The sequence below is a fragment of the Rhizobium acidisoli genome (genome assembly GCF_002531755.2).
Taxonomy (GTDB): Bacteria; Pseudomonadota; Alphaproteobacteria; order Rhizobiales; family Rhizobiaceae; genus Rhizobium; species Rhizobium acidisoli.
In genome coordinates this window covers 2,601,351-2,623,669 of record NZ_CP034998.1, presented here as the reverse complement: position 1 = coordinate 2,623,669, position 22,319 = coordinate 2,601,351, and the positions used below count along the sequence as shown (strand labels likewise).

At 62.5% G+C, this 22,319-nt stretch carries 17 protein-coding genes; 13 read left to right on the top strand and 4 right to left on the bottom strand.

Annotated features, from left to right (window positions below):
- Positions 1 to 151: 151 nt before the first annotated feature.
- The 9 genes from CO657_RS12995 (at position 152) to CO657_RS12950 (ending at position 13,919) form a co-directional block, all read left to right on the top strand.
- A complete protein-coding gene (locus CO657_RS12995) occupies positions 152 to 628 on the top strand; it encodes a VOC family protein (protein WP_054182704.1) in 477 nt (158 codons plus the stop codon).
- Between the two features lie 407 nt (positions 629 to 1,035).
- Positions 1,036 to 2,979, top strand: coding sequence for a PrkA family serine protein kinase (locus tag CO657_RS12990; protein WP_003593409.1), 1,944 nt, complete (start codon positions 1,036 to 1,038; stop codon positions 2,977 to 2,979).
- 12 nt (positions 2,980 to 2,991) lie between these two features.
- Positions 2,992 to 4,266 (top strand): YeaH/YhbH family protein, encoded by a 1,275-nt coding sequence (locus CO657_RS12985; protein WP_003593411.1) that lies wholly within the window; start codon positions 2,992 to 2,994, stop codon positions 4,264 to 4,266.
- On the top strand, positions 4,263 to 5,813 hold the full coding sequence (locus CO657_RS12980) for a SpoVR family protein (protein ID WP_054182705.1): 1,551 nt from the start codon (positions 4,263 to 4,265) through the stop codon (positions 5,811 to 5,813). Before CO657_RS12985 ends, CO657_RS12980 begins: the two co-directional genes overlap by 4 nt.
- Positions 5,814 to 5,982: 169 nt before the next feature.
- Positions 5,983 to 6,891: an adenylate/guanylate cyclase domain-containing protein gene (locus tag CO657_RS12975; RefSeq protein WP_054182706.1), complete on the top strand. Its 909-nt coding sequence runs from the start codon at positions 5,983 to 5,985 to the stop codon at positions 6,889 to 6,891.
- Between the two features lie 266 nt (positions 6,892 to 7,157).
- Entirely contained in the window at positions 7,158 to 8,369 is a 1,212-nt protein-coding gene (locus tag CO657_RS12970) for an efflux RND transporter periplasmic adaptor subunit (protein WP_054182707.1), read from the top strand.
- On the top strand, positions 8,366 to 11,521 hold the full coding sequence (locus CO657_RS12965; protein ID WP_054182708.1) for an efflux RND transporter permease subunit: 3,156 nt from the start codon (positions 8,366 to 8,368) through the stop codon (positions 11,519 to 11,521). Before CO657_RS12970 ends, CO657_RS12965 begins: the two co-directional genes overlap by 4 nt.
- 277 nt (positions 11,522 to 11,798) lie before the next feature.
- Positions 11,799 to 12,797, top strand: a complete 999-nt coding sequence (locus CO657_RS12960; protein WP_003593421.1) for a flagellin N-terminal helical domain-containing protein — start codon at positions 11,799 to 11,801, stop codon at positions 12,795 to 12,797.
- Between the two features lie 456 nt (positions 12,798 to 13,253).
- Positions 13,254 to 13,919, top strand: a complete 666-nt coding sequence (locus CO657_RS12950; protein WP_003593423.1) for a YiaD family glycine zipper/OmpA-like lipoprotein — start codon at positions 13,254 to 13,256, stop codon at positions 13,917 to 13,919.
- Between the two features lie 49 nt (positions 13,920 to 13,968).
- Here the strand turns inward: CO657_RS12950 and CO657_RS12945 are convergent, their stop codons facing one another.
- Entirely contained in the window at positions 13,969 to 14,376 is a 408-nt protein-coding gene (locus CO657_RS12945) for a DUF2000 family protein (RefSeq protein WP_012558342.1), read from the bottom strand.
- Positions 14,377 to 14,416: 40 nt separating this feature from the next.
- On the opposite strand from CO657_RS12945, the gene CO657_RS12940 reads away from it, so the two are divergent.
- Positions 14,417 to 15,328: an AraC family transcriptional regulator gene (locus CO657_RS12940; protein ID WP_054182710.1), complete on the top strand. Its 912-nt coding sequence runs from the start codon at positions 14,417 to 14,419 to the stop codon at positions 15,326 to 15,328.
- On the opposite strand, the gene CO657_RS12935 is transcribed toward CO657_RS12940, so the two are convergent.
- Both CO657_RS12935 and CO657_RS12930 read right to left on the bottom strand, forming a co-directional pair.
- On the bottom strand, positions 15,288 to 16,382 hold the full coding sequence (locus CO657_RS12935; protein ID WP_054182761.1) for an AbrB family transcriptional regulator: 1,095 nt from the start codon (positions 16,380 to 16,382) through the stop codon (positions 15,288 to 15,290). The two genes, CO657_RS12940 and CO657_RS12935, sit on opposite strands and share 41 nt — an antisense overlap.
- A 253-nt stretch (positions 16,383 to 16,635) precedes the next feature.
- Positions 16,636 to 17,538, bottom strand: a complete 903-nt coding sequence (locus tag CO657_RS12930; RefSeq protein ID WP_054182711.1) for a LysR family transcriptional regulator — start codon at positions 17,536 to 17,538, stop codon at positions 16,636 to 16,638.
- 92 nt (positions 17,539 to 17,630) lie between these two features.
- On the opposite strand from CO657_RS12930, the gene CO657_RS12925 reads away from it, so the two are divergent.
- Positions 17,631 to 18,665: an aldo/keto reductase gene (locus CO657_RS12925; protein WP_054182712.1), complete on the top strand. Its 1,035-nt coding sequence runs from the start codon at positions 17,631 to 17,633 to the stop codon at positions 18,663 to 18,665.
- Between the two features lie 15 nt (positions 18,666 to 18,680).
- Here the strand turns inward: CO657_RS12925 and CO657_RS12920 are convergent, their stop codons facing one another.
- On the bottom strand, positions 18,681 to 19,688 hold the full coding sequence (locus CO657_RS12920; protein ID WP_003593434.1) for a zinc-dependent alcohol dehydrogenase family protein: 1,008 nt from the start codon (positions 19,686 to 19,688) through the stop codon (positions 18,681 to 18,683).
- Positions 19,689 to 19,783: 95 nt separating this feature from the next.
- On the opposite strand from CO657_RS12920, the gene CO657_RS12915 reads away from it, so the two are divergent.
- Both CO657_RS12915 and CO657_RS12910 read left to right on the top strand, forming a co-directional pair.
- A complete protein-coding gene (locus CO657_RS12915; RefSeq protein WP_054182713.1) occupies positions 19,784 to 20,710 on the top strand; it encodes a LysR family transcriptional regulator in 927 nt (308 codons plus the stop codon).
- A 119-nt stretch (positions 20,711 to 20,829) separates the two neighbouring features.
- Positions 20,830 to 22,242, top strand: a complete 1,413-nt coding sequence (locus CO657_RS12910; RefSeq protein WP_054182714.1) for an FAD-binding oxidoreductase — start codon at positions 20,830 to 20,832, stop codon at positions 22,240 to 22,242.
- Positions 22,243 to 22,319: the final 77 nt, after the last annotated feature.

Below are 22,319 nucleotides of genomic sequence, written 5' to 3'. Positions count from 1 at the left end.
GGGGTTTGCGCATGGCGGCAGCGGCGCCGCGCGCGACGGCTACTCCATGACGGAAAAATTTCGGCAGCACTCTGTCGGAACCCGCGCCGGCGGGGCGTCCTTGGATCGTCGGACAGGGGTCCGGGTCAACCGTCAGCAAGGAGGCTGTATCATGGCGAAGGTCGTTTCAAATCTCTGGTTCGCGGAGGAAGCACGCGAAGCCGTCGAATTCTATGTGTCCATCATCCCGGATTCCAGGGTCGGCCGCACCACCATCCTTCCGGCGGAAACGCCGAGCGGGCCTCCCGGCAGCGTCGAGCTGATCGAGTTCACGCTTGGCGATCAGGCCTTCCTGGCGATGAAGGCCGGCCCGCTCGACAGCTTCAACCATTCCTTCTCGATCGCGATCCTGCTGGAAAACCAAGCCGAGATCGATCGGGTCTGGGAAGCATTCCTCGCCAAGGGCGGCACGCCGGAGGCCTGCGGCTGGCTGAAAGACCGTTGGGGACTTTCCTGGCAGATCGTGCCGCGCATGCTTTCCGAGATGATTGCCGACAACGACCGCGAGCGGGCCAAGCGCGTGACCGAGGTAATGCTTGGTATGGTCAAGATCGATGTCGCCGCGCTGGAGAAGGCATTCAACGGCTGAATTTTGCCGGCGGCGAATGATTCGAACGATTGGCTCGCGGCCGGCATGCGGCCGTTTCCACCACCTCGGGCGTCGATCGGCACATGCTGTCCAGCATCGACTCTGCGCAGATTTGGCTGCCAATCGTCGATTTTTCCGGAACTCGAATCACGGGCGACATTGCACACCCTTTTCATCTTTCTGTCACGTCGCGAAATGTGCTGATACCGCACGGGTGCTTTTTTCAACTATAATGAGAAACAGTTTCGTAGAGTAAAAATAACCGGTGCATGCACGTTTTTGTGCGTTGCAAGAAACAGCCGGTGAGCGTCGAATATACCTACGAAATTATTGATTCTTAGGAACGTCGTAGCCATCTCGATGGTTATACGACTTTGAGCCTGCGGCATAACCTTACTGGAGGGCCCATGCTGAACGAATCCGTATTCGATGCGTTTACGCGCAGTTACGAAGCGCGCCGCGAAACCGATATGTCGGTGGCCGAGTATCTCGATCTCTGCAAAAAAGACCCGATCGCCTATGCCAATGCGACCGAGCGCCTGCTCGCCGCCATCGGCGAGCCGCAGATGGTCGACACTGCGAGAGATGCGCGGCTCGGCCGAATCTTCATGAACAGGACCATCCGGATCTATCCGGCCTTTGCCGGCTTCCACGGCATGGAAGAGACGATCGAACGCATCGTTTCCTTCTTCCGGCACGCCGCGCAGGGGCTCGAAGAGCGCAAGCAGATTCTCTACCTCCTCGGCCCGGTCGGCGGCGGCAAGTCGTCCCTGGCGGAACGGCTGAAGCTGCTGATGGAGGTTCATCCGATCTATGTGCTGAAGGCGGGCGACGAAATCAGCCCTGTTTTCGAAAGCCCGCTCAACCTCTTCGATCCGGAGACGATGGGGTCGCTGCTCCAGGAGCAATACGGCATCCCGCTGCGGCGCCTGAACGGGCTGATGAGCCCGTGGTGCCTGAAGCGGCTCGACGACTTCGGCGGCGACATTTCCCGCTTCCGCGTCGTCAGAATTCAGCCTTCGCGGTTGCGCCAGATCGCCATCGCCAAGACCGAGCCCGGTGACGAGAACAATCAGGATATCTCGTCGCTGGTCGGCAAGGTCGACATTCGCAAGCTGGAAACTTACTCTCAGAACGATCCCGATGCTTACAGCTATTCGGGCGGGCTCAACCGGGCCAATCAGGGCGTGCTTGAATTCGTCGAAATGTTCAAGGCACCGATCAAGATGCTGCATCCGCTGCTGACGGCGACGCAGGAGGGGAATTATATCGGCTCCGAGAATATCGGCGCCATCCCCTTCTCGGGCATCGTCCTTGCCCATTCGAACGAAGCGGAATGGCAGACCTTCAAGGCCAACAAGAACAACGAGGCCTTCATCGACCGCATCTGCGTGATCAAGGTGCCCTATTGCCTTCGGGTAATGGAGGAGCAGAAGATCTACGAGAAACTGATCGAAGGATCGGAGCTGGCGGATACCCCGTGCGCTCCGGCAACGCTCGAAATGCTGGCCCGTTTTTCGGTGCTGTCACGCCTGCGCAAGCACGAGAACTCGACGTTCTTCTCGAAGATGCGCACCTATGACGGCGAGAGCCTGAAGGAAACCGACCCGCGCGCCCGCAGCGTTCAGGAATATCGGGATGCGGCCGGCATCGACGAGGGCATGGACGGCATATCGACCCGCTTCGCCTTCAAGGTGCTCGCCTCCACCTTCAATCACGACACCACGGATATCGGCGCCGACCCTGTGCATCTGATGTATGTGCTGGAACAAGCGATCCGCCGCGAGCAGTTTTCCGACGATGTCGAGAAGCGCTATTTGGAATTCATCAAGGCCGATCTTGCGCCGCGCTACGCAGAGTTCATTGGCAACGAGATTCAGAAGGCTTATCTTGAATCCTATGCGGACTACGGACAGAATCTGTTCGACCGCTACGTCGACTATGCCGATGCCTGGATCGAAGACGTGGACTTCAAGGATCCCGATACCGGCCAGCTTCTCGACCGCGAGCTCCTCAACCAGGAACTGACGAAAATCGAAAAGCCGGCGGGAATTGCCAATCCGAAGGATTTCCGCAACGAAATCGTCAAATTCTCGTTGAGGTCGCGGGCAGCTAACGGCGGAAAAAATCCGTCTTGGACGAGCTACGAGAAGATCCGGGAAGTGATCGAGAAGCGTATGTTCTCGCAGGTCGAGGATCTTTTGCCGGTCATTTCCTTCGGATCGAAGAAGGATTCGGAAACAGAAAAGAAGCACAGCGAATTCGTCTCGCGCATGGCCGCGCGGGGTTACACGGAGAGGCAGGTTCGGCGCCTCGTCGAATGGTACATGCGCGTCAAACAGGCAAGTTAATGCGGAGCCACCATGCACATTGTCGACCGTCGGCTAAATCCGCGCGGTAAAAGTCTGGAAAATCGGCAACGGTTTCTTCGGCGCATGAAAGGCGCCGTGCAGCAGGCGGTCAAACGTTCTCTGCAAAACCGCAACATCCGCGATGTACTCGACGGCGGGGAGATCAGCCTGCCGATCGACGGAATGGCCGAACCGAGCCTTCGCAAAGGCGAAGGCGGCACCGCAGATCACATCCTGCCGGGAAACAGAGCCTTCGTCGAAGGCGATATCATTCCGCGCCCGCCGGGGGGCAGGGGTGGAAAGCCAAAGGATGCGGGCGAGGGCGACGGTGAGGACGGTTTCCGTTTCGTGCTGACGCGCGAGGAATTCCTCGATGTCTTTCTCGACGACCTGGAACTGCCCGATCTTGCCAAACGGCGTCTAGCCGAAACCGAAGAGGAAACGCCGCTGCGGGCCGGCTATTCGGTGTCCGGATCGCCGTCCAACATCGCCGTCGGCCGCACGACAAGGTTGGCGATGATGCGCCGCGTCGCACTTCACCGTCCGCGCCGCGAAGAGATCGAAGCCCTGCAGCGGCAGATCGAGGAATGCGAGGACGACGAGAGCCGCCTGGCGCTCGAGGCGAAACTCAAATCGCTGACGGAAAAAAGCCGCCGCATTCCCTATATCGATCCGCTCGACGTGCGGTACCGCCGTTTTGAAAACGAGCCGAAACCCGTGGCCAAGGCCGTGATGTTCTGCCTTATGGACGTCTCCGGCTCGATGTCGGAACACATGAAGGACCTCGCGAAGCGGTTCTACCTGCTGCTCTATCTCTTCCTGTCGAAGCGCTACAAGAAGGTGGAGATCGTCTTCATCCGCCATACCGACAAGGCCGAGGAAGTCGACGAGGAAACCTTCTTCTACGGCCCGGCAACCGGCGGCACGCTGGTGTCCAGCGCCCTTGCGGCCATGCGCGGGATCATCGCGGCGCGTTTCGATCCGGCAGAGTGGAACATCTATGGCGCCCAGGCCTCGGACGGCGACAACGCCCATTCGGACGGAAACCTGAGCGGACAGCTGCTGCGCGAGATTTTGCCGCTCTGCCAGTATTTTGCCTATATCGAGGTCGGCGAAGAGGGCGGCGACTCGTCGGTATCGCGTTCACCGCTTTGGATGCTCTATGACGGGATCCGCTCCGAGCTGCTGCCGCTTTCGATGCGCAAGGTCTGCCGGCGAAGCGAAATATTCCCGGTTTTCCACGATCTCTTCCAGAAGCGTGACGCACAGTCGAGGGTGACGCCATGAACACGACGATGAGGCCAAGAGAGCGGCTGTTGTTCGAGGGGGCCGACTGGGACTTTTCGACGCTCCAACGCATCCACGACGCCTGCGAGGAAATCGCGCTCGGCGAACTCGGCCTCGACGTCTATCCGAACCAGATCGAAGTCATCACCTCGGAGCAGATGCTGGATGCCTATTCCTCGACCGGCATGCCGCTGTTTTACCGCCATTGGTCCTTCGGCAAACATTTCGCGCATCATGAAGCCTTCTACCGCCGCGGTATGCGCGACCTCGCCTATGAGATCGTCATCAACAGCTCTCCCTGCATCTCCTACCTGATGGAGGAGAATACGGCGACGATGCAAACGCTCGTCACCGCGCACGCGGCCTTCGGCCACAACCATTTCTTCAAGAACAATTATCTCTTCAAACTTTGGACCGATGCGGAAGGAATCCTCGATTACCTCGATTTTGCCAAAGGTTATATCACCCGCTGCGAAGAGCGTTATGGCGAAACGGCCGTCGAGCGGACGCTCGATGCGGCGCATGCGCTGATGTCGCACGGAGTGCATCGCTACGCGGGCAAGACCACCATCGACCTTCGCCAGGAGGAGAAGCGGCAGCAGGAGCGCCGCGCCCACGAAGAGCAGATGTTCAACGATCTGTGGCGCACGGTTCCGGTCGGCAAGGCCAAAAAGGCAAGCGACGGCGGCCTGGAAAAGCGCCGCGCCGCACTTGGTCTGCCTCAGGACAACATCCTCTATTTTCTCGAGAAAACTGCGCCGCGGCTGCAGCCATGGCAACGTGAGATCCTTCGCATCGTCCGCCATGTCGCCCAATATTTCCATCCCCAGCGGCAGACCAAGGTGATGAATGAGGGGACCGCGACCTTCGTCCACTATCAGATCATGAACCGGCTCCACGAGCGGGGGCAGATCAGCGACGGCAACTTCCTCGAATTCTTGAAGTCGCACTCCAACGTGGTGTTCCAGCCGAGCTACGACGATCGGCGGTTCTCGGGCTTCAACCCCTATGCGCTCGGTTTTGCAATGATGCAGGATATCGAGAGGATCGTCACGCAGCCGACGGAAGAAGACCGCACATGGTTTCCCGATATCGCCGGCCGCGGTGATGCGATGGCCGTGCTGCGCGATATCTGGGCCAATTACCGGGACGAAAGTTTCATCAGCCAATTCCTCAGCCCGAACCTGATCCGCCAGTTGCGGCTGTTCCATCTCTACGACGACCCGGAACAGACCGAGGGTGTGCTGGTTTCGGCGATCCACAACGAGCGCGGATATCTGCGCATCCGCCGCCAGCTTTCCCGCGAATACGATATCGGCTGGACCGATCCGGCAATCGACATCGTCGATGTCGACCTCGCTGGTGACCGCCGCCTGCTGCTGCAACATATCATGATGAGCGGCAGCTATCTTCAGGAGGCCGACACGAGGGCTGTCCTGCAGCACCTCGCCGATCTCTGGGGCTACGACGTGCTGCTTCAGGAAATCGATAGTTCGAACAGCGTGGCGAGGGAGCACACGGCGAGCCCGCGCAAGATCGTTCAATGATCCCCGATCTTTCTCCAAGCCGCATTCGTTACCATCGATAGTTTGCAATTATCGATGGTAACGAAGACAAAGGCTTAGTAACTTACCGCCGCTGCAATCGCCGATCACTCACCCACATTCCACGTTTGCAGCGACCTTGCGGGAGCAGACAGCGCGGAGACGAGAGACCATGAGTGAAACGCGGCGCAAGCTGACGACGATCTTCTGTGCTGACGTGCAGGACTATACCCGGCTGATGGGGGCCGACGAGGAGGGGACGCTTGCGGCGCTGAAGCGCTGCCGGGAGGCGATGGGGCGCTTGATCGAAAGCCATGGCGGCCGTGTCGTCAACACCTGGGGCGATGGGCTGATCGCCGATTTCCCGAGCGTGGTCGAGGCGGTGCGCGCCGCCGTCGATACCCAGAACGAACTTGCCGGTTTCAACGCCCGCCGCCCGGAAGACGGACGCATGCTGTTCCGCATCGGCATCAATCTCGGCGATGTGATCGTCGAAGACGACGACATCTACGGCGACGGCGTCAACATCGCCGCACGGCTGCAGGCTTCGGCTTCGGCCGGCGGCATCGTCATCTCAAGCACTGTCTACGACCAGGTCCGCAACAAGGTCGCGGTCGGGTTTGAGTTTCTCGGGCCGCTGATGGTGAAGAACGTCGATGAAGGCGTGCCGAGCTACGCGGTGAAGATCGGCGATGCCAAGGACGAGACGCCGCCGCCCCAACGACCAGCGCCCGCGCAACCGCAGCCGGCGGCTCAAATTGCCGACGCAAGCGCGCACCCTGGCAGACGCAGACTGTTCGCTGTGCTCGGCGTCATCGCGGCGGTGCTGATCGGCATCAATCTTCTATCGTGGCAGGGCGTTTTCTGGGCGCGCTTTCCGGTGCTTGCGCTTGCCGTCGTCGCGGCCTTCGCCTGGAATCGCAATCAGACCCTGTTCAACCGGAAGATCACCTCGCTGGCGATCGTGGCGCTCGGCATTGTCGGCATCAACCTCTTCACCTGGACGGGGCAGTTCTGGGCGGTGTGGCCGATATTGGGAATTGCAGCCGTCATGGGCTTGCGATGGTCGATGAGGCGATAGACATTTAGGCCGCATCGGCAGAGATATTGCATGGCGTCTCGCCCGCCAATCGGCGGTGTCAAAGACACGGCGAGTGTTCGTTCAAGCAAAAGTGAGCGGTCGGGTTATTCCCATTCTTTGCTGATATTACAAATCGGTAATGCCGGCTGCTTATGCTTGCCGGTAAACTGTAAACGCGCGATATTGTCGCATCAGACGGGACCGTCATCCCGCAGCGCCTCTTTCGACCGACCCTGGTCCAACCTCGAGTCCCTCCGGAGACGTGAATGGCCTTTTGGAAGCAGTTTATACTTTCGCTCATCGTCATTGTTGCCGGCTTTGCCGCGTGGGTTTTCTTTGTCCCGGGCGCCGGCGACATGATGCGCGATGCGGGTATTCCAGACGGCATCGTTTCCAGGATCGCGCCGAAGGCTGAGCGGACGGCGGATGCCGACGCTCCCGCGCGGGCGCAAGGCCAACAGCGTGGCGAGGGGCAGGGACAAGGCCAGAACCGCCGCAATGGCGGCGGGCGCAACGGCGCCATTCTCGTCGCAACGCAGGCGGTCGTCCAGGGCGTCGTCAACGACCGGCTGAACGCCATCGGCACGGGGGATGCGATCCGCTCGGTCGCGGTCACGCCGCAGGCATCGGGTACGATCCGCGAAATCCTCATCAAGTCGGGCGACAGGGTGAAGGCCGGCCAGGTGCTCGCCAAGCTCGACAGCGAGGAGCAGGTGATTGCCCGCGGCCAGGCTGACGTGGCGGTCAAGGCCGCCGTCGAGAAATCCAATCTCTATCACAACATCAAATCAAGCGTATCGCGCATGGACGTGTTCGATTCCGAGATCGCCGAGCAGGGCGCGCGGCTGCAGCTGCAAGTCGCCGAGCTCAATCTCGCACGACGCAACATTGTTGCGCCGATCGATGGCATCGTCGGCATCGTGCCGGTCAATATCGGCGACAATGTCACGACGAGCATTCCGATCGTCACACTCGACGACCGTTCGGAAATCCTCGTCGACTTCTGGGTGCCGGAGCGCTTCGCCAACACAGTGTCGGTCGGCCAGCCGGTCGAGGCGATGTCGGTCGCAAAGCCGGGGCAGGTGTTTTCCGGGGAAGTCGAAGCTGTCGACAACCGCATCGACGCGGCAAGCCGTACGCTTCGACTGCGCGCCCGCATCGACAACGCTTCCGACGAGCTGCGCGCCGGCATGTCCTTCAGCGTCAGCATGAAATTCCCTGGGGACAAATATCCGGCGGTCGATCCGCAGTCCGTGCAGTGGGATTCGCAAGGGTCCTTCGTCTGGCTGGTCAACGACGACAAGTCGCATAAGGTGCGGGTCAGCGTCGTGCAGCGCAACCCGGATTTCGTCCTCGTCAAAGCCGATCTCAAGGACGGGGACAAGATCGTGACGCAAGGCCTGCAGCGCGTGCGCGAGGGTGGAGCGGTGCGCGTTTCCGCCGACGTGGCCGCGAATGGCGAGGTCGCCACGCAATGAGTGTGACCGAGATTCATCAGGACAGGGCCTCGGGCAAGCAGAGCTTCACCGCGCTTTTCGTTCGCCGGCCAATCCTGGCACTGGTGTTCAATACGCTGATGGTTGTCGCCGGCCTTGCGGCTTACGTTGGCGTCGAGGTGCGCGAACTGCCGGATGTCGACCGTCCCGTCGTCACGGTGCGCACGACCTTCGACGGCGCATCGCCGCAGACCATCGACCAGGAACTGACCAAGGTGATCGAGGGCGCCGTCGCGCGCGTCAGCGGCCTGAAATCGATCTCGTCCACCTCTTCCTTCGGCCAGAGCCGGGTGACGCTTGAATTCTCGGATGCGATCGATCTTGCGGTCGCCGCCAACGACGTGCGCGACGCGATCGGCCGCATCACCCAGAATCTGCCTGATGAGGCGGATGCACCGCAGATCGTCAAGGCGGATTCGGACTCCTCGGCGATCATGCGCCTTGCCGTCACCTCCACCAGGCTCAACATGGACGATCTGACGCAGCTCGTCGAAAACGAGGTGATCGATCGCCTCGCCTCCGTCGACGGTGTCGCCGACGTCGAGGAATATGGCGACCAGGAGAAGGTCTTCCGCGTCGATGTCGACCAAGGCGCGCTGGCAAGCCGCGGGCTGACCATCGGCGACCTGACCAAGGCGCTCGACAATGCCGCACTCGACGTGCCGGCGGGATCGCTGAAGAGTAACACGCAGGATATCGTGGTGCGTGCCACTGCAAACTTGCAGACGCCGGCGGATTTTTCCAAGGTCATGCTGCAGGACCGCGTCCGGCTCGGTGACGTCGCGACGGTGACGCTGGGCCCACGCGACGGCGAAACGGCGCTGCGATCGAACGGTAAGCCGGGCATCGGCCTCGGCATCATCCGCCAGGCGCAATCCAACACGCTGAACATTTCGACCGGCATCAAGGCCGCCGTCGAGCAATTGTCGAAGACGCTGCCCGAGGGCACGACGATCGCGATCACCAGCGACGACGCCGTCTTCATCCAGGGGGCGATCCATGAGGTGGTGCTGGCGCTGCTGCTCGCCGCCGTCATCGTTACCGCGGTCATCTATCTCTTCCTGCGCGACTGGCGGGCGACGCTGATCCCGGCGGTCAGCATGCCGGTGGCGCTGATCGGCACGCTGGCGGCAATCTACATGGTCGGTTTCTCGATCAACATCCTGACGCTGCTGGCGATCGTGCTGGCGACCGGCCTCGTCGTCGACGACGCGATCGTGGTGCTCGAAAACATCGTGCGGCGCCGCGCCGAGGGCATGGGGCCGCGGGCGGCCGCCGTGCTTGGAACGCGCGAGGTGTTCTTTGCTGTTGTCGCGACGACCGCGACGCTCGCGGCGGTGTTCATCCCGCTCTCCTTCCTGCCGGGACAGGTCGGCGGCCTTTTCCGTGAATTCGGCTTCGTGCTCGCCTTCTCCGTCGGCCTGTCGTCGATCGTGGCGCTGACGCTCTGCCCGATGCTGGCCTCGCGCATGCTGACGAAGCCGATGATCGAGGATCACGGCGCGCTCGGCCGTTTCGGCGGAGCGCTTGCCCGGCTCTATAAATGGGCGCTGCACGGCTGCCTCAACGCCCCCTTTGTCGTTATTCTCTTTTCGGTGATCTTCGCCGGCGCGGCGCTCGTCGCCTTTTCCACAGTCAAGAGCGAGCTGACGCCCGAAGAGGATCGGTCGATGGTGATGATGCGGCTGACGACGCCGCAAGGATCGAGCCTCGAATACACCCGCGACAAGATGCAGCTCGTCGAGGAGAATCTACAGCCGCTCGTAGACAGCGGCGACATCCGCAACGTCTTCTCGATCTCCGGCCAGGGCGGTTCGCTGGATAGCGGCTTCATGGTGCTGACGCTTGCGCCCTGGGGAGAGCGCCACCGGACGCAGGCGGAGATCGTCGGCGACATCAACCAGGCGGCAGCAAGGGTGCCGGCGCTGCGCGGCAACGCCATCTCCTCCAACAGCCTGCGCATCCGCGGCGCCGGCAGCGGCGTGCAGATGGCGCTGATCGGCAATGATCACGAGGCGCTGACGGCGGCCGCCGCCAAGCTGGTGCAGGCACTCGACGCCACCGGCCAATACGATACGCCGCGCCTGACCAACGAGCCGAGCCAGGCGCAGGTCTCGGTGGCGATCGACCGCGAACGTGCCTCCGATCTCGGCATCGATATTACGGGGCTTTCGACGGCGATCCAGTCGCTGCTCGAAGGGCGCTCGGTGGTCGACGTGTTTGTCGACGGCGAGTCCTATCCCGTGCTTTTGACCTCGACGACGCGGCCGATCGACGATCCGACCGACCTCGAAAACGTCTTCCTGAAAACCGGCGATGGCAAGATCGTGCCGATGTCGGTCATCGCCACGATGAAGGAAGGTTCGGTTGCGCCGCAGCTCAACCGCGAGCAGCAGCTTGCCTCTGTCGCGATCACCGCCGGCCTGAAGAACGGCATGTCGCTCGGCGATGCGGTCAAGCAGGTAACGCAGCTTGCGCAGCCGCTGCTGCCGGCAGGCGCACGCCTGCTGCCGCTTGCCGAAGCCGCGACGCTGGAGGAGAATTCAAGCGGTATGGCGCTGACCTTCGGCTTCGCCATTGTCATCATCTTCCTGGTGCTGGCGGCGCAGTTCGAAAGCGTGCTGTCCTCGCTGATCATCATGTCGACGGTGCCGCTCGGCCTTGCCTGCGCCGTCTTCGCGCTCATCATCACCGGCTCCAGCCTCAATATCTACAGCCAGATCGGCCTGGTGCTGTTGGTCGGCGTCATGGCGAAGAACGGTATTCTGATCGTCGAATTCGCCAATCAGCTGCGCGATCGGGGCGAGGACGTGCGCTCGTCGATCGAAAAGGCCTGCGCGCTGCGCCTTCGCCCTGTGATGATGACGATGATCGCCACCATTCTTGGCGGCGTGCCGCTGGTCTTTGCCCATGGCGCCGGCGCCGAAGCGCGCGTGGCACTCGGCTGGGTGATCGTCGGCGGTCTCGGCTTCGCGACGCTGGTGACACTGTTCATCACCCCGGTCGCCTATCTGCTGCTTGCCCGCTTCGGCAAGCCGCACGCCCATGAGGAAGCGCGGCTGCACGAGGAGATGGCGGTTGCCACGCGTCCACGCGCCGTGCCGGACGATGAGCAGTTGCAGGCTGCCGAATAGACTTTTTATCCGAATTGACCACGCCGCCGGATCGCCATTCGGCGGCGTTTCTTATGGTGTATGAAACCTTGCGAAATAAGATAAATTACTTCTGAAGTTTAGCCGTTTGTTAAGCATAAACGGCAATGATCGTGACCAGCAACCGGCTGGTCTTCTTCGTTTCTTGAAGGCTGCAACGCGCTGGAGTCTCCAGCGACCCCGGACATGAATGTCCGCGCGGCAACGGTTCATTTCTTGTGCAGTTTGCGTTCTGTTTGCGTTTTGGAGTTTAGTTCCCGTGAGTATTTATCAGCGCGTCTCCGTGGACGCGGCGCTTCATGTGCTGCGCGATATCAACCGGAATATGACGGTCACCCAAAACCACATCACCACCGGCATGCGTGTCGCAAAAGCCGCCGACAACGGCGTCTATTGGTCGGTCGCCACCACCGCGCGCACCGACAACAAGGCGGTTTCGGCGATCCAGGATGCGCTCGGCATGGCGGCGGCGACGATGGGCACAGCCTATACCGGCGTCGAGAACGTCATCGACGTCGTCTCCGAGATCAAGGCCAAGCTGGTTGCCGCGACCGAAGACGGAATCGACAAGAACAAGGTCAACGAAGAGATCAAACAGTTGCAGGAGCAGCTGCGCAGCGTTTCGGAATCGGCGACCTTCAACAGCGACAATTGGGTGATCCTCAACAATGACGCGACGCCGACGCAGCCGCGCCAGATCCCGGCCTCCTTTATCCGCAATGCGGACGGCACGGTCTCGGTCGGCATGCTGAGCTATCACATCGACAACACGCCGGTGGGAGCGACGAGCTCCAAGGACGCGCGCTATTTGATCGACGACCGCGCCACCGGCTCTGGCGAATACGGCGTGCTGACATCGGCCTATTTCGCCACCGAGCTCGGCGCCTCGCAGAATTATGTGCTGATGGAAAGCAAGAACGGCACCACCACCGGGCAGGTGGTGATCTCGCTTTCGGACGCCACGACGAAGGGACAGATCGGCGAAATGATCAGTGTCGTCGATGCCGCGCTGACGCAGCTGACGACGGTCGGTTCGGCCTTTGGCGCGCTGGAGAAACGCATCAACCTGCAGAACGATTTCGCCTCGAAACTGCACGACAATAACACCGCCGGAATCGGCCGGCTCGTCGATGCCGACATGGAGGAAGAGTCGAGCAAGCTCAAGGCGCTGCAGACACAGCAGCAGCTCGGCCTGCAATCGTTGAACATCGCCAATGCCACGTATGATACGGTCAGGCAGTTGTTCCAGAATTTCTAAAGGTGCGATTGTATGCTGAGAGCGGCGTTGCACTGCCTATCCCATTATTGATCTCCCGAGATATCGGCGGTCGATTTTGGGGCGGTGCTATCCCACTCTCCCTCATTCCTGTGCTTGTCACAGGAATCCAGTGCGCCCAAGTCTTTGGGCGCGAGAGACTTTTCTATTGTCGTATCGAGCTATTCACCGCGCAGAAGCGCGGTGGCTGGATTCCTGTGACGAGCACAGGAATGAGGGAGGAGAAAGTGGGCGCTCCCAAAGATGCCTGTGGAGATGTCAGTGGCGAAGCTAGCCGCAAGCTCTGCCACTTCGCGAAAACTGGTGATATCAGCGCAATCCCGCAACATGGCGCCTATTTCGGCGCCTGAAATTCCCCTATCACGAGAGCATCTTCATTTTCTTGCCGCAATCCTTGCCATTTGCTCGCATCAGCTTCGAACGGAGACCATCCTGTCCATGATCAAGAAATTCGTACTTTTGGCTGTCGCAGCAAGTTATCTCACCGCCTGCACGACGACCGATCCCTATACCGGTGAACAGAAGGTTTCCAATACGGCGGGCGGCGCGGCGCTTGGTGCGCTTGGCGGTGCTCTCGTCGGCGTGGCTGTCGGCGGCGGCGGCCACGGCAAGCGCAACGCAGCGCTGATCGGCGCCGGCGTCGGCGCGCTCGCCGGCGGGGCGATCGGCAATTACATGGATCAGCAGGAATCCGAGCTTCGCGCCCAGCTCGAAGGCACCGGCATTTCGGTGACCCGCAACGGCGACAACATCATCCTCAACATGCCGTCGAACATTACTTTCGACGTCGACCAGGATGCGGTAAAGCCGGGCTTCTATCCGACGCTGAATTCGGTGGCGATCGTGCTGCGCAAGTTCAATCGCACGCTGATCGACGTCAACGGCCATACGGATTCGACCGGTAGCCTGCAGCACAATCAGGACCTGTCGCAGCGCCGCGCGCTTTCGGTCGCCGATTATCTCGGCGGCCAGGGCATCGACCAGCGCCGCGTCTCGGCCGTCGGCTTCGGCCCGTCGCAACCGGTCGCCTCCAACGCCAGCGAGGCTGGCCGCGCCCAGAACCGCCGCGTCGAGATCCAGATCGCGCCGATCACGCAGGGCTGAGCCGGATTTTCCCATCTTTTAAGCGGCCGGGTTATGCCCGGCCGTTTTGTTATTGCTGCATCGCCGCACCCTTGGTGATCTTGTCGACGATCTTCTTTTCGGCCCGTACTGCGATGCCGACCACCTTGGCATCGTCGGGAGTGAATTCTGCGAAGACGGCGCGGTTGGCGGCGTCATGGCCAGTCGCAAACATCTCCTCGATGAAAAGAGAAGCGGTGACCTCACGGTCCAGCGCGCGGCGATGGATGGCTGACATCGTCGCCTCGTCGGCGGAGAGCACGATGATCGGCTGGATCGACAGCGGATTATAGAGATTGCCGGCGCGGTCCTTGTAGGGCTCGCCGATGATTTCGGGATGGCCGCCGGCGATGCCGGTCATCAGGAAAGCGGTAACGTTCAGCTTCTGCCAGCCTGCAAGATTGTTTCGCAGGACGACGGCAATTTTGGTATCAAACATCGGACAGTCTTTCACCTCGGGTTATGGAGTATCGGGCGCGTTGAGCCAGGATCTACATCCGCAGGCCTTCGAAGGTCTTGAACGTTTGTGCGCGGGACCATCCGGCAACGCCATCCTGGCGGCCCCGGCCTTTCCCGGTATCGAGCGCATCGAGGCGCAGTTTTCCGGCAATGCCTTCGAGCCGCATCGACACGACACCTATGCGCTCGGCGTGACGCTGAAGGGCGTGCAGACTTTCGGCTATCGCGGCGAGCGACGCTTCAGCCTGCCGGGCCAGGTGATCGTGCTGCATCCCGATGAGGAGCATGACGGCGGGGCGGGGACCGAAGACGGGCTGCACTATCGCATGCTTTACCTGGAACCATCGCTGCTGCTCGAATGCCTGGAGGCCGATGGCGTCGGCCTTCCCTTCGTCAGAGAACCTGTTATCGGCGATCCAACGCTCGCCGGCGTGCTGCTTGCCGCGCTCGGCGAACTCGACCGCGAGTTGGACGAGCTTTTCGTCGACGACTTCGTCTTGCGGGTGACGGATGGGCTGTCCAAGCATGCGCTGATGCCACGCCGGCCGCTCGGCGGCGTCGCCTGGCGGCAGGCGCGGGCGGCGCGGGATTATCTCGAGGCGCATGCGTCGCGAACGGTACGCTCAGGCGAGCTGGAAGCGGTGACCGGGCTTGACCGTTTCGCGCTGTCGCGGCATTTCCGTGCGGCCTTTGCCACCAGCCCGCACCGCTATTTGCTGATGCGGCGGCTGCAGCAGGCCCGCGCCATGATCGGTGCAGGAGAGGGGATTTCCGACGCGGCCGCGGCGACCGGCTTTGCCGACCAGAGCCATCTCAACCGGCATTTCAAGAAGGCCTATGGCATGACGCCTGGCCAGTGGGCAACGCTCGCCCACAATTCCGCCCCGCGCTTTATACGGGATTTTCCGCAAGGCCGGAGCGGCGGGCGATGAAGCGGGCGAGCGTCGGGCCGATCAGTAGAATGACGAGGAAGCGGCCGGTCTGCATCGCCATGACGAAAGGCACGTCGACATCGCTGGAGGCGGCGATGATGGCGACGGAATCGGCGCCGCCGGGGCTGGTGGCGAGATAGGCCGTCAGCGGATCGATGCCGGCGAAGATATGGAGGGCCGCCGCCATGCAGCCGCAGAGCGCCATCAGCAGCACGATGCAGGCCGACACCCGCGGCAGGGCGCGCGCCACGTGTTCAAGGATCGAGCGGGTGAAACGCAGGCCGATGCTCCAGCCGACGAGCGCATAGGCGATGGCGAGCAGCCACATCGGCAGCTCGATCTTCAGGAGGCCGACGCCTTGCAGGAAGGCGCCGAGGAAGAGCGGCACGATGATCGTGCCACCCTGGATACGCAGGCGCCGGACGCCATAGGCGCACAAGCCCGCAAAGGCGATCGTCGCCGCAAAGGCCGGCCAGTCGACCTCGGGAAAGAGGATAAGCGGCGGCGGTTCGGCCCCGTCGGCGGCCACCCACAGCCGTGAGATCACCGAGGCGCCGACGGCAACGAAGACGACGCGCAGATATTGCATGAAGGCGACGAGGCGGGCATCGGCGCCATAGGCCTCAGACATGATGACCATGGCCGACGCCCCGCCCGGCGAAGAACCCCAGACGGCGGTCGTTCCCGGCAGCACCTGCCAGCGCGTCAAGAGCCAGCCAAGGCCGGTGGCAATGGCGATGACCGAGAAGATGAACAGCAGGAAAAGCGGCGCGTCCTTCGCCATGGTGCCGAGAATGTCAGGAGTGATGGTGCGTGCCATCATCAGGCCGACGAGGACCTGGCCGAATTGCAGCGGCCAAACCGGAATGCGAAGCTTTCCCTTGCCGACCGTCAGCGCCAGCAGGATGGCCGCGGCCATCGGTCCGATCAGCAGCGAGGCGGGCAGGGCGAAGAGTTCGAGGAAGACGACGAGAGCGGTGGAGAGCGCCAGCAGCAGCGCCCATTTCGGCAGGCCGGCATCGCGCAGCAGGCGGCGTGCGTCGCTGAAAGGCATGATCCCCATATCTTTCCCGGCCGGTGCCAAGCCCTGAGGCTGAAGATGGGAGGAGGCTCCGGCATGACGAAGAGAGGCCGGCTGCAAGGACCGGCTGGCGCGGGTCCGGTATAGGTGGGTGCGAGGCGCGCGGTCAATTGCGAAATCTGGCGTCTCGCCGCTCGCGGATGCCAAACTGATACATCTGGCCGCTTCAAGCGATTGTTTTTCCATGTCATCGCGTCAAGTCGCCAAACGGTTTGGGCGGAATTTATCAGAGGCGCACATGGCTGGCGAGAAAATCGAGCAGGGCGCGCACGCGCGCCGGCAGCGGGCCGCCCTGGCCCATGTAGAGGGCGTAGAATTCTTCGAGATCGCCGGGATTGGCCTCATCGAGCACCGGCATCAAGCGTCCGGCATCGACGTCGGCGCGCACGGTGAAGGCGGCAAGGCGGGCGAGGCCGGTGCCTGATAAGGCGAGGTGGCGCATGGCTTCGCCGTCTCCCACCTGGACGCCTGGGGTGATCGGAACCGTCACCGTTTCGCCGTCCTCGCGTAGCGGCCAGCCCTCGACGGCGCGGGCATAGGAAAAGCCGATGCGGCAATGGCGGCGGAGATCGGCGACCGTGCGCGGCTCGCCGTGACGCCTGAGATAATCCGGCGAGGCGACGATGATCTTGCCGGTGGCGCCGAGCTTGCGGGCGATCAGGCTGGAATTCTTCAAGGGGCCGGCGCGGATCGCGACATCGGCGCGCTCCTCCATCAGGTCGACGATCCTGTCGGTATGGGAGATATCCAGGGTCACGGCGGGATGAAGCGCCATGAAGGCCGGCATCAGCGGCGCCAGCACATGATTGCCGAAAGAGCCGCTGGTGTTGATACGGATGCGGCCCGAAGCCTGTTCGCCTGATGAGGCCTGGCGCTCCGCCTCGGCAATATCGGCCAGGATGGCGATGCTGCGCTCGTAGAAGGCGCAACCCTCCGGCGTCAGCTGCAGTTTTCGCGTCGATCGATTGACAAGGCGGGCGCCGAGGCGTTGCTCCAGCCTAGCGACGAGCTTGCTGACGGCCGACGGCGTCATACGCCGGGCGAGGGCGGCCGCGGTAAAGCCGCCGCGCTCGACGACGCTGACGAAGACCTCCATTTCGCCGGAGCGGTTGATGTCCTGACGGCTCATGATGAATTTAAGTCACAGATGATTTGCTGGCAGGCAATCTATATCACCGCGCGGTCGAGGTCTATCTTAGCGGAAACGAAGGAGACAGATCCATGGACTACAGAAATGTCGGTGCATCCGGGCTCAGAGTGCCGGTGTTGAGCTTTGGCGCCGGCACATTTGGCGGCAGCGGCCCGCTGTTTGGCGCCTGGGGTAATACCGAGGCGGACGAGGCGCGGCGGCTCGTCGACATCTGCCTCGAAGCCGGCGTCAATCTCTTCGACACCGCCGACGTCTATTCGGCCGGCGCTTCCGAGGAGGTGCTCGGCCAGGCGATCCGCGGCCGGCGCGACGCCGTGCTGATCTCGACGAAGACGGCGCTGCCGATCGGCGAGGGGCCGCAGGACTGGGGAACGTCGCGGGCGCGGCTGATCCGTGCCACCGAGGCTGCGCTCAGCCGGCTCGGAACCGACTATATCGACCTCCTGCAACTGCACGCCTTCGATGCCTCGACGCCGGTCGGCGAGGTGCTGTCGACGCTCGACGGGCTCGTGGCATCCGGCAAGATCCGCTATGTCGGTGTGTCCAACTTTGCCGGCTGGGAGTTGATGAAGTCGCTCGCCGCCGCCGAGCGCCATGGTTATCCGCGTTACGTCGCCCATCAGGTCTATTATTCGCTGGCGGGGCGCGATTACGAATGGGAGCTGATGCCGCTCGGCGCCGACCAGGGCGTCGGCGCCCTGGTCTGGAGCCCGCTCGCCTGGGGACGGCTGACCGGCAAGATCCGCCGCGGCCAGCCGCTGCCCAGGGAGAGCCGGCTGCACGAGACGGCGCAATATGGCCCGCCCGTCGACGACGAGAAGCTCTTCGATATCGTCGATGTCCTGGATGCCATCGCAACGGAAACCGGCAAGACGGTGCCGCAGATCGCCATCAACTGGCTGCTCGGGCGGCCGACGGTATCGAGCGTCATCATCGGTGCCCGCAACGAGGAGCAGCTCAGGCAGAACCTCGGCGCGGTCGGCTGGAGCCTGTCGAAGGAGCAAATCGAAAAGCTCGACGCCGTCAGCGCGGTGACAGCGCCCTATCCCTATTTCCCCTATCGGCGGCAAGAGGGTTTCGCGCGGCTCAATCCGCCGATCGTCTGAGCCGCCCCGCTGCCGTCAGTGCAGCAGCACCACCTTGCCGAAGCGGCCGCCCCGTTCGAAATGGCGCATGGCGGTCGCCACTTCCGTCCAGGGAAAGGTCCGGTCGATGACCGGGCGGAGGCGGTTGACGTCGATCGCCCGGTTCATCGCCTCGAAGGAGGCGCGTGAGCCGACGGGGATGCCTCGGACGCGGGCCTGGCGGCGGAAGATATCGAGCGGGTCGATCGTACCGGCCGTACCACCGAGATAGCCGATGACATCGATCTGGCCGCCGCGCCGGACTGAGCGCAGCGAGCGGGCAAAACTCTCCGGACCGCCGACCTCGATAATATGGTCGACGCCGCTGCCGCCGGTGAGCCTCAGCACCTCTTGATCCCACGCGGGATGGCTGACGTAGTTGATGCCATCGGCAGCGCCGAGTGTGCGCGCGCGGGCGATCTTCTCGTCAGTGCTCGAAGTCACGATGACTCTGGCGCCCGAAGCTGCGGCAAATTGCAGGGCAAACAACGAGACGCCGCCGGTGCCCTGCACCAGCACCGTGTCTCCTGCCTTCAGTGCGCCCTCGGTGACGAGCGCATGCCAGGCGGTGACGCCCGCGCATGGCAATGTCGCTGCCTCGGCATCGGTCAGATGCGGGGGAACGGCCACGGCCGCCTGCTCGTCGATCCTGGTATATTCGGCCAGCCAGCCGTCGATCGGTCCGCCGCGCTGGTATTGCGCTTCCGCCATGTCGAAGCCGCCGGCGACCCAGCGCTCCCAGAAAGTGCCGCTGACCCGGTCGCCGATCTTCCAGCGCGTCACGTCCTCACCGATCGCCACCACCTCGCCGACACCGTCGGAAAGAGGGATGAGAGGGTGCGGGAAGGCGGTGTGATAGCTGCCGCGGGCGATCTCGATGTCGCGATAGTTCAGCGCGGTCGCCGTGACGCGCACGACCACCTCGTGCCGGCGCGGTTCCGGCTGCGGGCGGTCGACTAGCGCCAGGCTGTCGAAGCCGATGCCTTCCAAAGTTATGGCTTTCATTGAATGTCTCCGGGATCAGGTTCCGGCTGGACATGTACCGCCCGAAGCGGCTATTCTCAAATTCATAATATCCATAATGATTATGTTTTTGAAGAATGATTGACGAGATCAGGACGTTGGTTGCCTTCGCCGAGGAGGGCTCTATCCAGAGGGTGGCGGATCGGGTCAGGCTGACGCAGCCGGCCGTCAGCCGGCAGGTGCAGCGCCTCGAGGCGCTGCTCGGCGGCGCGCTGCTCGACCGCCGCCAGAAGCCGCCGCAGTTTACGGCCCTCGGCGCAAGGGCCGTCGAGAAGGGCAGGGAGATCCTTGCTGCATTCGAGGAGATGAAGGCGCTGGCGCACGGAGCGGAGCCGCAGGGTGTCTTCCGGCTCGGGCTTGCCAACGGCCTCTCCGACGATGGCGTGTCGAGTATCGTTGCCGAGGTCGTCGATGGTTTCGGTGGCATATCGCTGCACCTCAAGACCGGCTGGAGCGGCGAACTTGCCGAATTGTACCGGCAGGGGCAGCTCGATGCGGCAATCGTGCTCGGCGAGGCACCGCCTGGCGGTGGGGCAGTCATCGGTCACGAGGAGCTTGCAGTGATCGCCGCATCGCAATTCGCCGATCGATGGCGGGCCGGGGACTTCACGCTTGCCGACATGCCCTGGGTTTTGAGCCCCGAGCCTTGCGATGCCCGGCGACTGCTGGCAAGCCGCGTCGGCCGCAGGCATCTGCCGGTGACGGGCGAGCTCGACGATCCGAGACTGCAGCTTGCCTGGGTGCGCAGAGGCGCCGGCGCCAGTCTGTTGCCGCGGCGGCTTCTTCATGCCGTGGGCGAGGGCATCGAGGAGATCGAGGCCGCCAGCCTCGCGCTGACGCTGCCGGTCGTCCTGCTGGCCTCGCCGCATCTCGGCGCCCGCGGCGTCGTCGCAGACACGCTGGCGGCAAGACTTGCCGATGTCTTCGACAGGGCTTTCGAGGCGCCGGACAGCCGACCCGGCCGGAATTCACCGAAGCGCTCCCGGCCGAAGACGGTTCTATAACAAAAAGGGAATGAGATCTTCTCCCAATCTTAACTGGACAGTCGCTTTGACTTGCCGCATACCCAGCCTGACCCCATGGGACACGACATGCCCCGTGGAATGGCAGGGAGATCAAAGGGATGGCGCTGAAGGACGCGAAGGCCGGCACACGCAACGAGGCGGGGATATCAGCCGTGCTCGGCATTCTCAAGCAGAGCTTCGGCGAGCGCTTCCAGACCGGCCAGTCCTTCCGCGAACAGCATGCCCACACGACCACCTATATTCCGCCGCAGCTGCCTGATGGCGTGCTCTTTGCCGAGAGCGCCGACGATGTAAAGGCGGTGGTCAGGGCGTGTGCGATCCACAAGGTGCCGGTGATCGGTTTCGGTGTCGGGACCTCGCTGGAGGGCCAGGTCAATGCCGCCAATGGCGGTATTTCGATCGATTTCAGCCGCATGAACCGGGTGCTCGAGGTCAATCCCGAGGATCTCGACTGCACCGTCGAGCCGGGTGTCACGCGCGAGGCGCTGAACATCCATCTGCGCGATACCGGACTGTTCTTCCCGATCGATCCCGGCGCCAATGCCTCGATCGGCGGCATGGCCTCGACGCGGGCCTCCGGCACCAATGCCGTGCGCTATGGGACGATGAAGGACAATGTCCTTGCCGTGACCGCCGTTACCGCCAATGGCGAGGAGATCCGCACGGCCCGGCGCGCCCGCAAATCTTCTGCCGGCTACGACCTGACGCGGCTCTTCGTCGGCGCCGAGGGCACGCTCGGCATCCTGACCTCGGTGACGCTGCGCCTGCAGGCGATCCCGCAGAAGATCGCCGGCGGCGCCTGCGCTTTTCCGAGCATCAAGGCCGCTTGCGATGCCGTCATCATGACGATCCAGATGGGTATTCCGGTGGCGCGTATCGAGCTGCTCGATACGGTGCAGATTCGGGCCTGCAATGCCTATTCCAAGCTTTCCTATGCCGAAAGCCCAACGCTCTTCCTCGAATTCCACGGCACTGACGAGACCGTGCCGCTGCAATCGGCAGGCTTTGGCGAGATTGCGGCGGAATGCGGCGGGGGCGAGTTCTTGTGGACCGCCAATGCCGAGGAGCGGACCAAGCTCTGGAAGGCGCGCCACGATGCCTATTGGTCCGCAAGGGCGCTGGCGCCGGGGCTTGCCGCACTTTCGACGGATGTTTGTGTTCCGATATCGCGGCTTGCCGATTGTGTTTCCGAAACGCAGGCCGATATCGAGACCCATGGAATGCTCGGCCCGATCGTCGGCCATGCCGGCGACGGGAACTTCCATGTGCTGCTGTTGTTCGATGACAAAAGCGCCGAAGACATCGCCAAGGCCGAGGGCTTCGTGCAGCGGCTCAATAAGCGAGCGCTCGACATGGACGGGACATGCACCGGCGAACACGGGATCGGGCAAGGCAAGATGGCGTTCCTCGAACAAGAGCTCGGGGGCACGGTGGATCTGATGCGACAGGTGAAACAGGCGCTCGATCCGGACAATATCTTCAATCCCGGCAAGATTTTCCACCAGGGCTGAAAACGGAATATTCTCATGAACTTGGGCCTTGCCCCCGGCATGAATAGCGCTAGTGTCGGCAACAGAATGCTGAATGG

What these genes read in the sequence shown, in the direction of transcription:
- CO657_RS12965 (WP_054182708.1), top strand. Translation starts at nt 8,366, where the DNA reads ATGAGTGTGACCGAGATTCATCAGGACAGGGCCTCGGGCAAGCAGAGC.
- CO657_RS12995 (WP_054182704.1), top strand. Translation starts at nt 152, where the DNA reads ATGGCGAAGGTCGTTTCAAATCTCTGGTTCGCGGAGGAAGCACGCGAA.
- CO657_RS12945 (WP_012558342.1), bottom strand. Translation starts at nt 14,376, where the DNA reads ATGTTTGATACCAAAATTGCCGTCGTCCTGCGAAACAATCTTGCAGGC.
- CO657_RS12920 (WP_003593434.1), bottom strand. Translation starts at nt 19,688, where the DNA reads ATGAAAGCCATAACTTTGGAAGGCATCGGCTTCGACAGCCTGGCGCTA.
- CO657_RS12915 (WP_054182713.1), top strand. Translation starts at nt 19,784, where the DNA reads ATGATTGACGAGATCAGGACGTTGGTTGCCTTCGCCGAGGAGGGCTCT.
- CO657_RS12935 (WP_054182761.1), bottom strand. Translation starts at nt 16,382, where the DNA reads ATGCCTTTCAGCGACGCACGCCGCCTGCTGCGCGATGCCGGCCTGCCG.
- CO657_RS12985 (WP_003593411.1), top strand. Translation starts at nt 2,992, where the DNA reads ATGCACATTGTCGACCGTCGGCTAAATCCGCGCGGTAAAAGTCTGGAA.
- CO657_RS12970 (WP_054182707.1), top strand. Translation starts at nt 7,158, where the DNA reads ATGGCCTTTTGGAAGCAGTTTATACTTTCGCTCATCGTCATTGTTGCC.
- CO657_RS12980 (WP_054182705.1), top strand. Translation starts at nt 4,263, where the DNA reads ATGAACACGACGATGAGGCCAAGAGAGCGGCTGTTGTTCGAGGGGGCC.
- CO657_RS12950 (WP_003593423.1), top strand. Translation starts at nt 13,254, where the DNA reads ATGATCAAGAAATTCGTACTTTTGGCTGTCGCAGCAAGTTATCTCACC.
- CO657_RS12975 (WP_054182706.1), top strand. Translation starts at nt 5,983, where the DNA reads ATGAGTGAAACGCGGCGCAAGCTGACGACGATCTTCTGTGCTGACGTG.
- CO657_RS12910 (WP_054182714.1), top strand. Translation starts at nt 20,830, where the DNA reads ATGGCGCTGAAGGACGCGAAGGCCGGCACACGCAACGAGGCGGGGATA.
- CO657_RS12990 (WP_003593409.1), top strand. Translation starts at nt 1,036, where the DNA reads ATGCTGAACGAATCCGTATTCGATGCGTTTACGCGCAGTTACGAAGCG.
- CO657_RS12930 (WP_054182711.1), bottom strand. Translation starts at nt 17,538, where the DNA reads ATGAGCCGTCAGGACATCAACCGCTCCGGCGAAATGGAGGTCTTCGTC.
- CO657_RS12925 (WP_054182712.1), top strand. Translation starts at nt 17,631, where the DNA reads ATGGACTACAGAAATGTCGGTGCATCCGGGCTCAGAGTGCCGGTGTTG.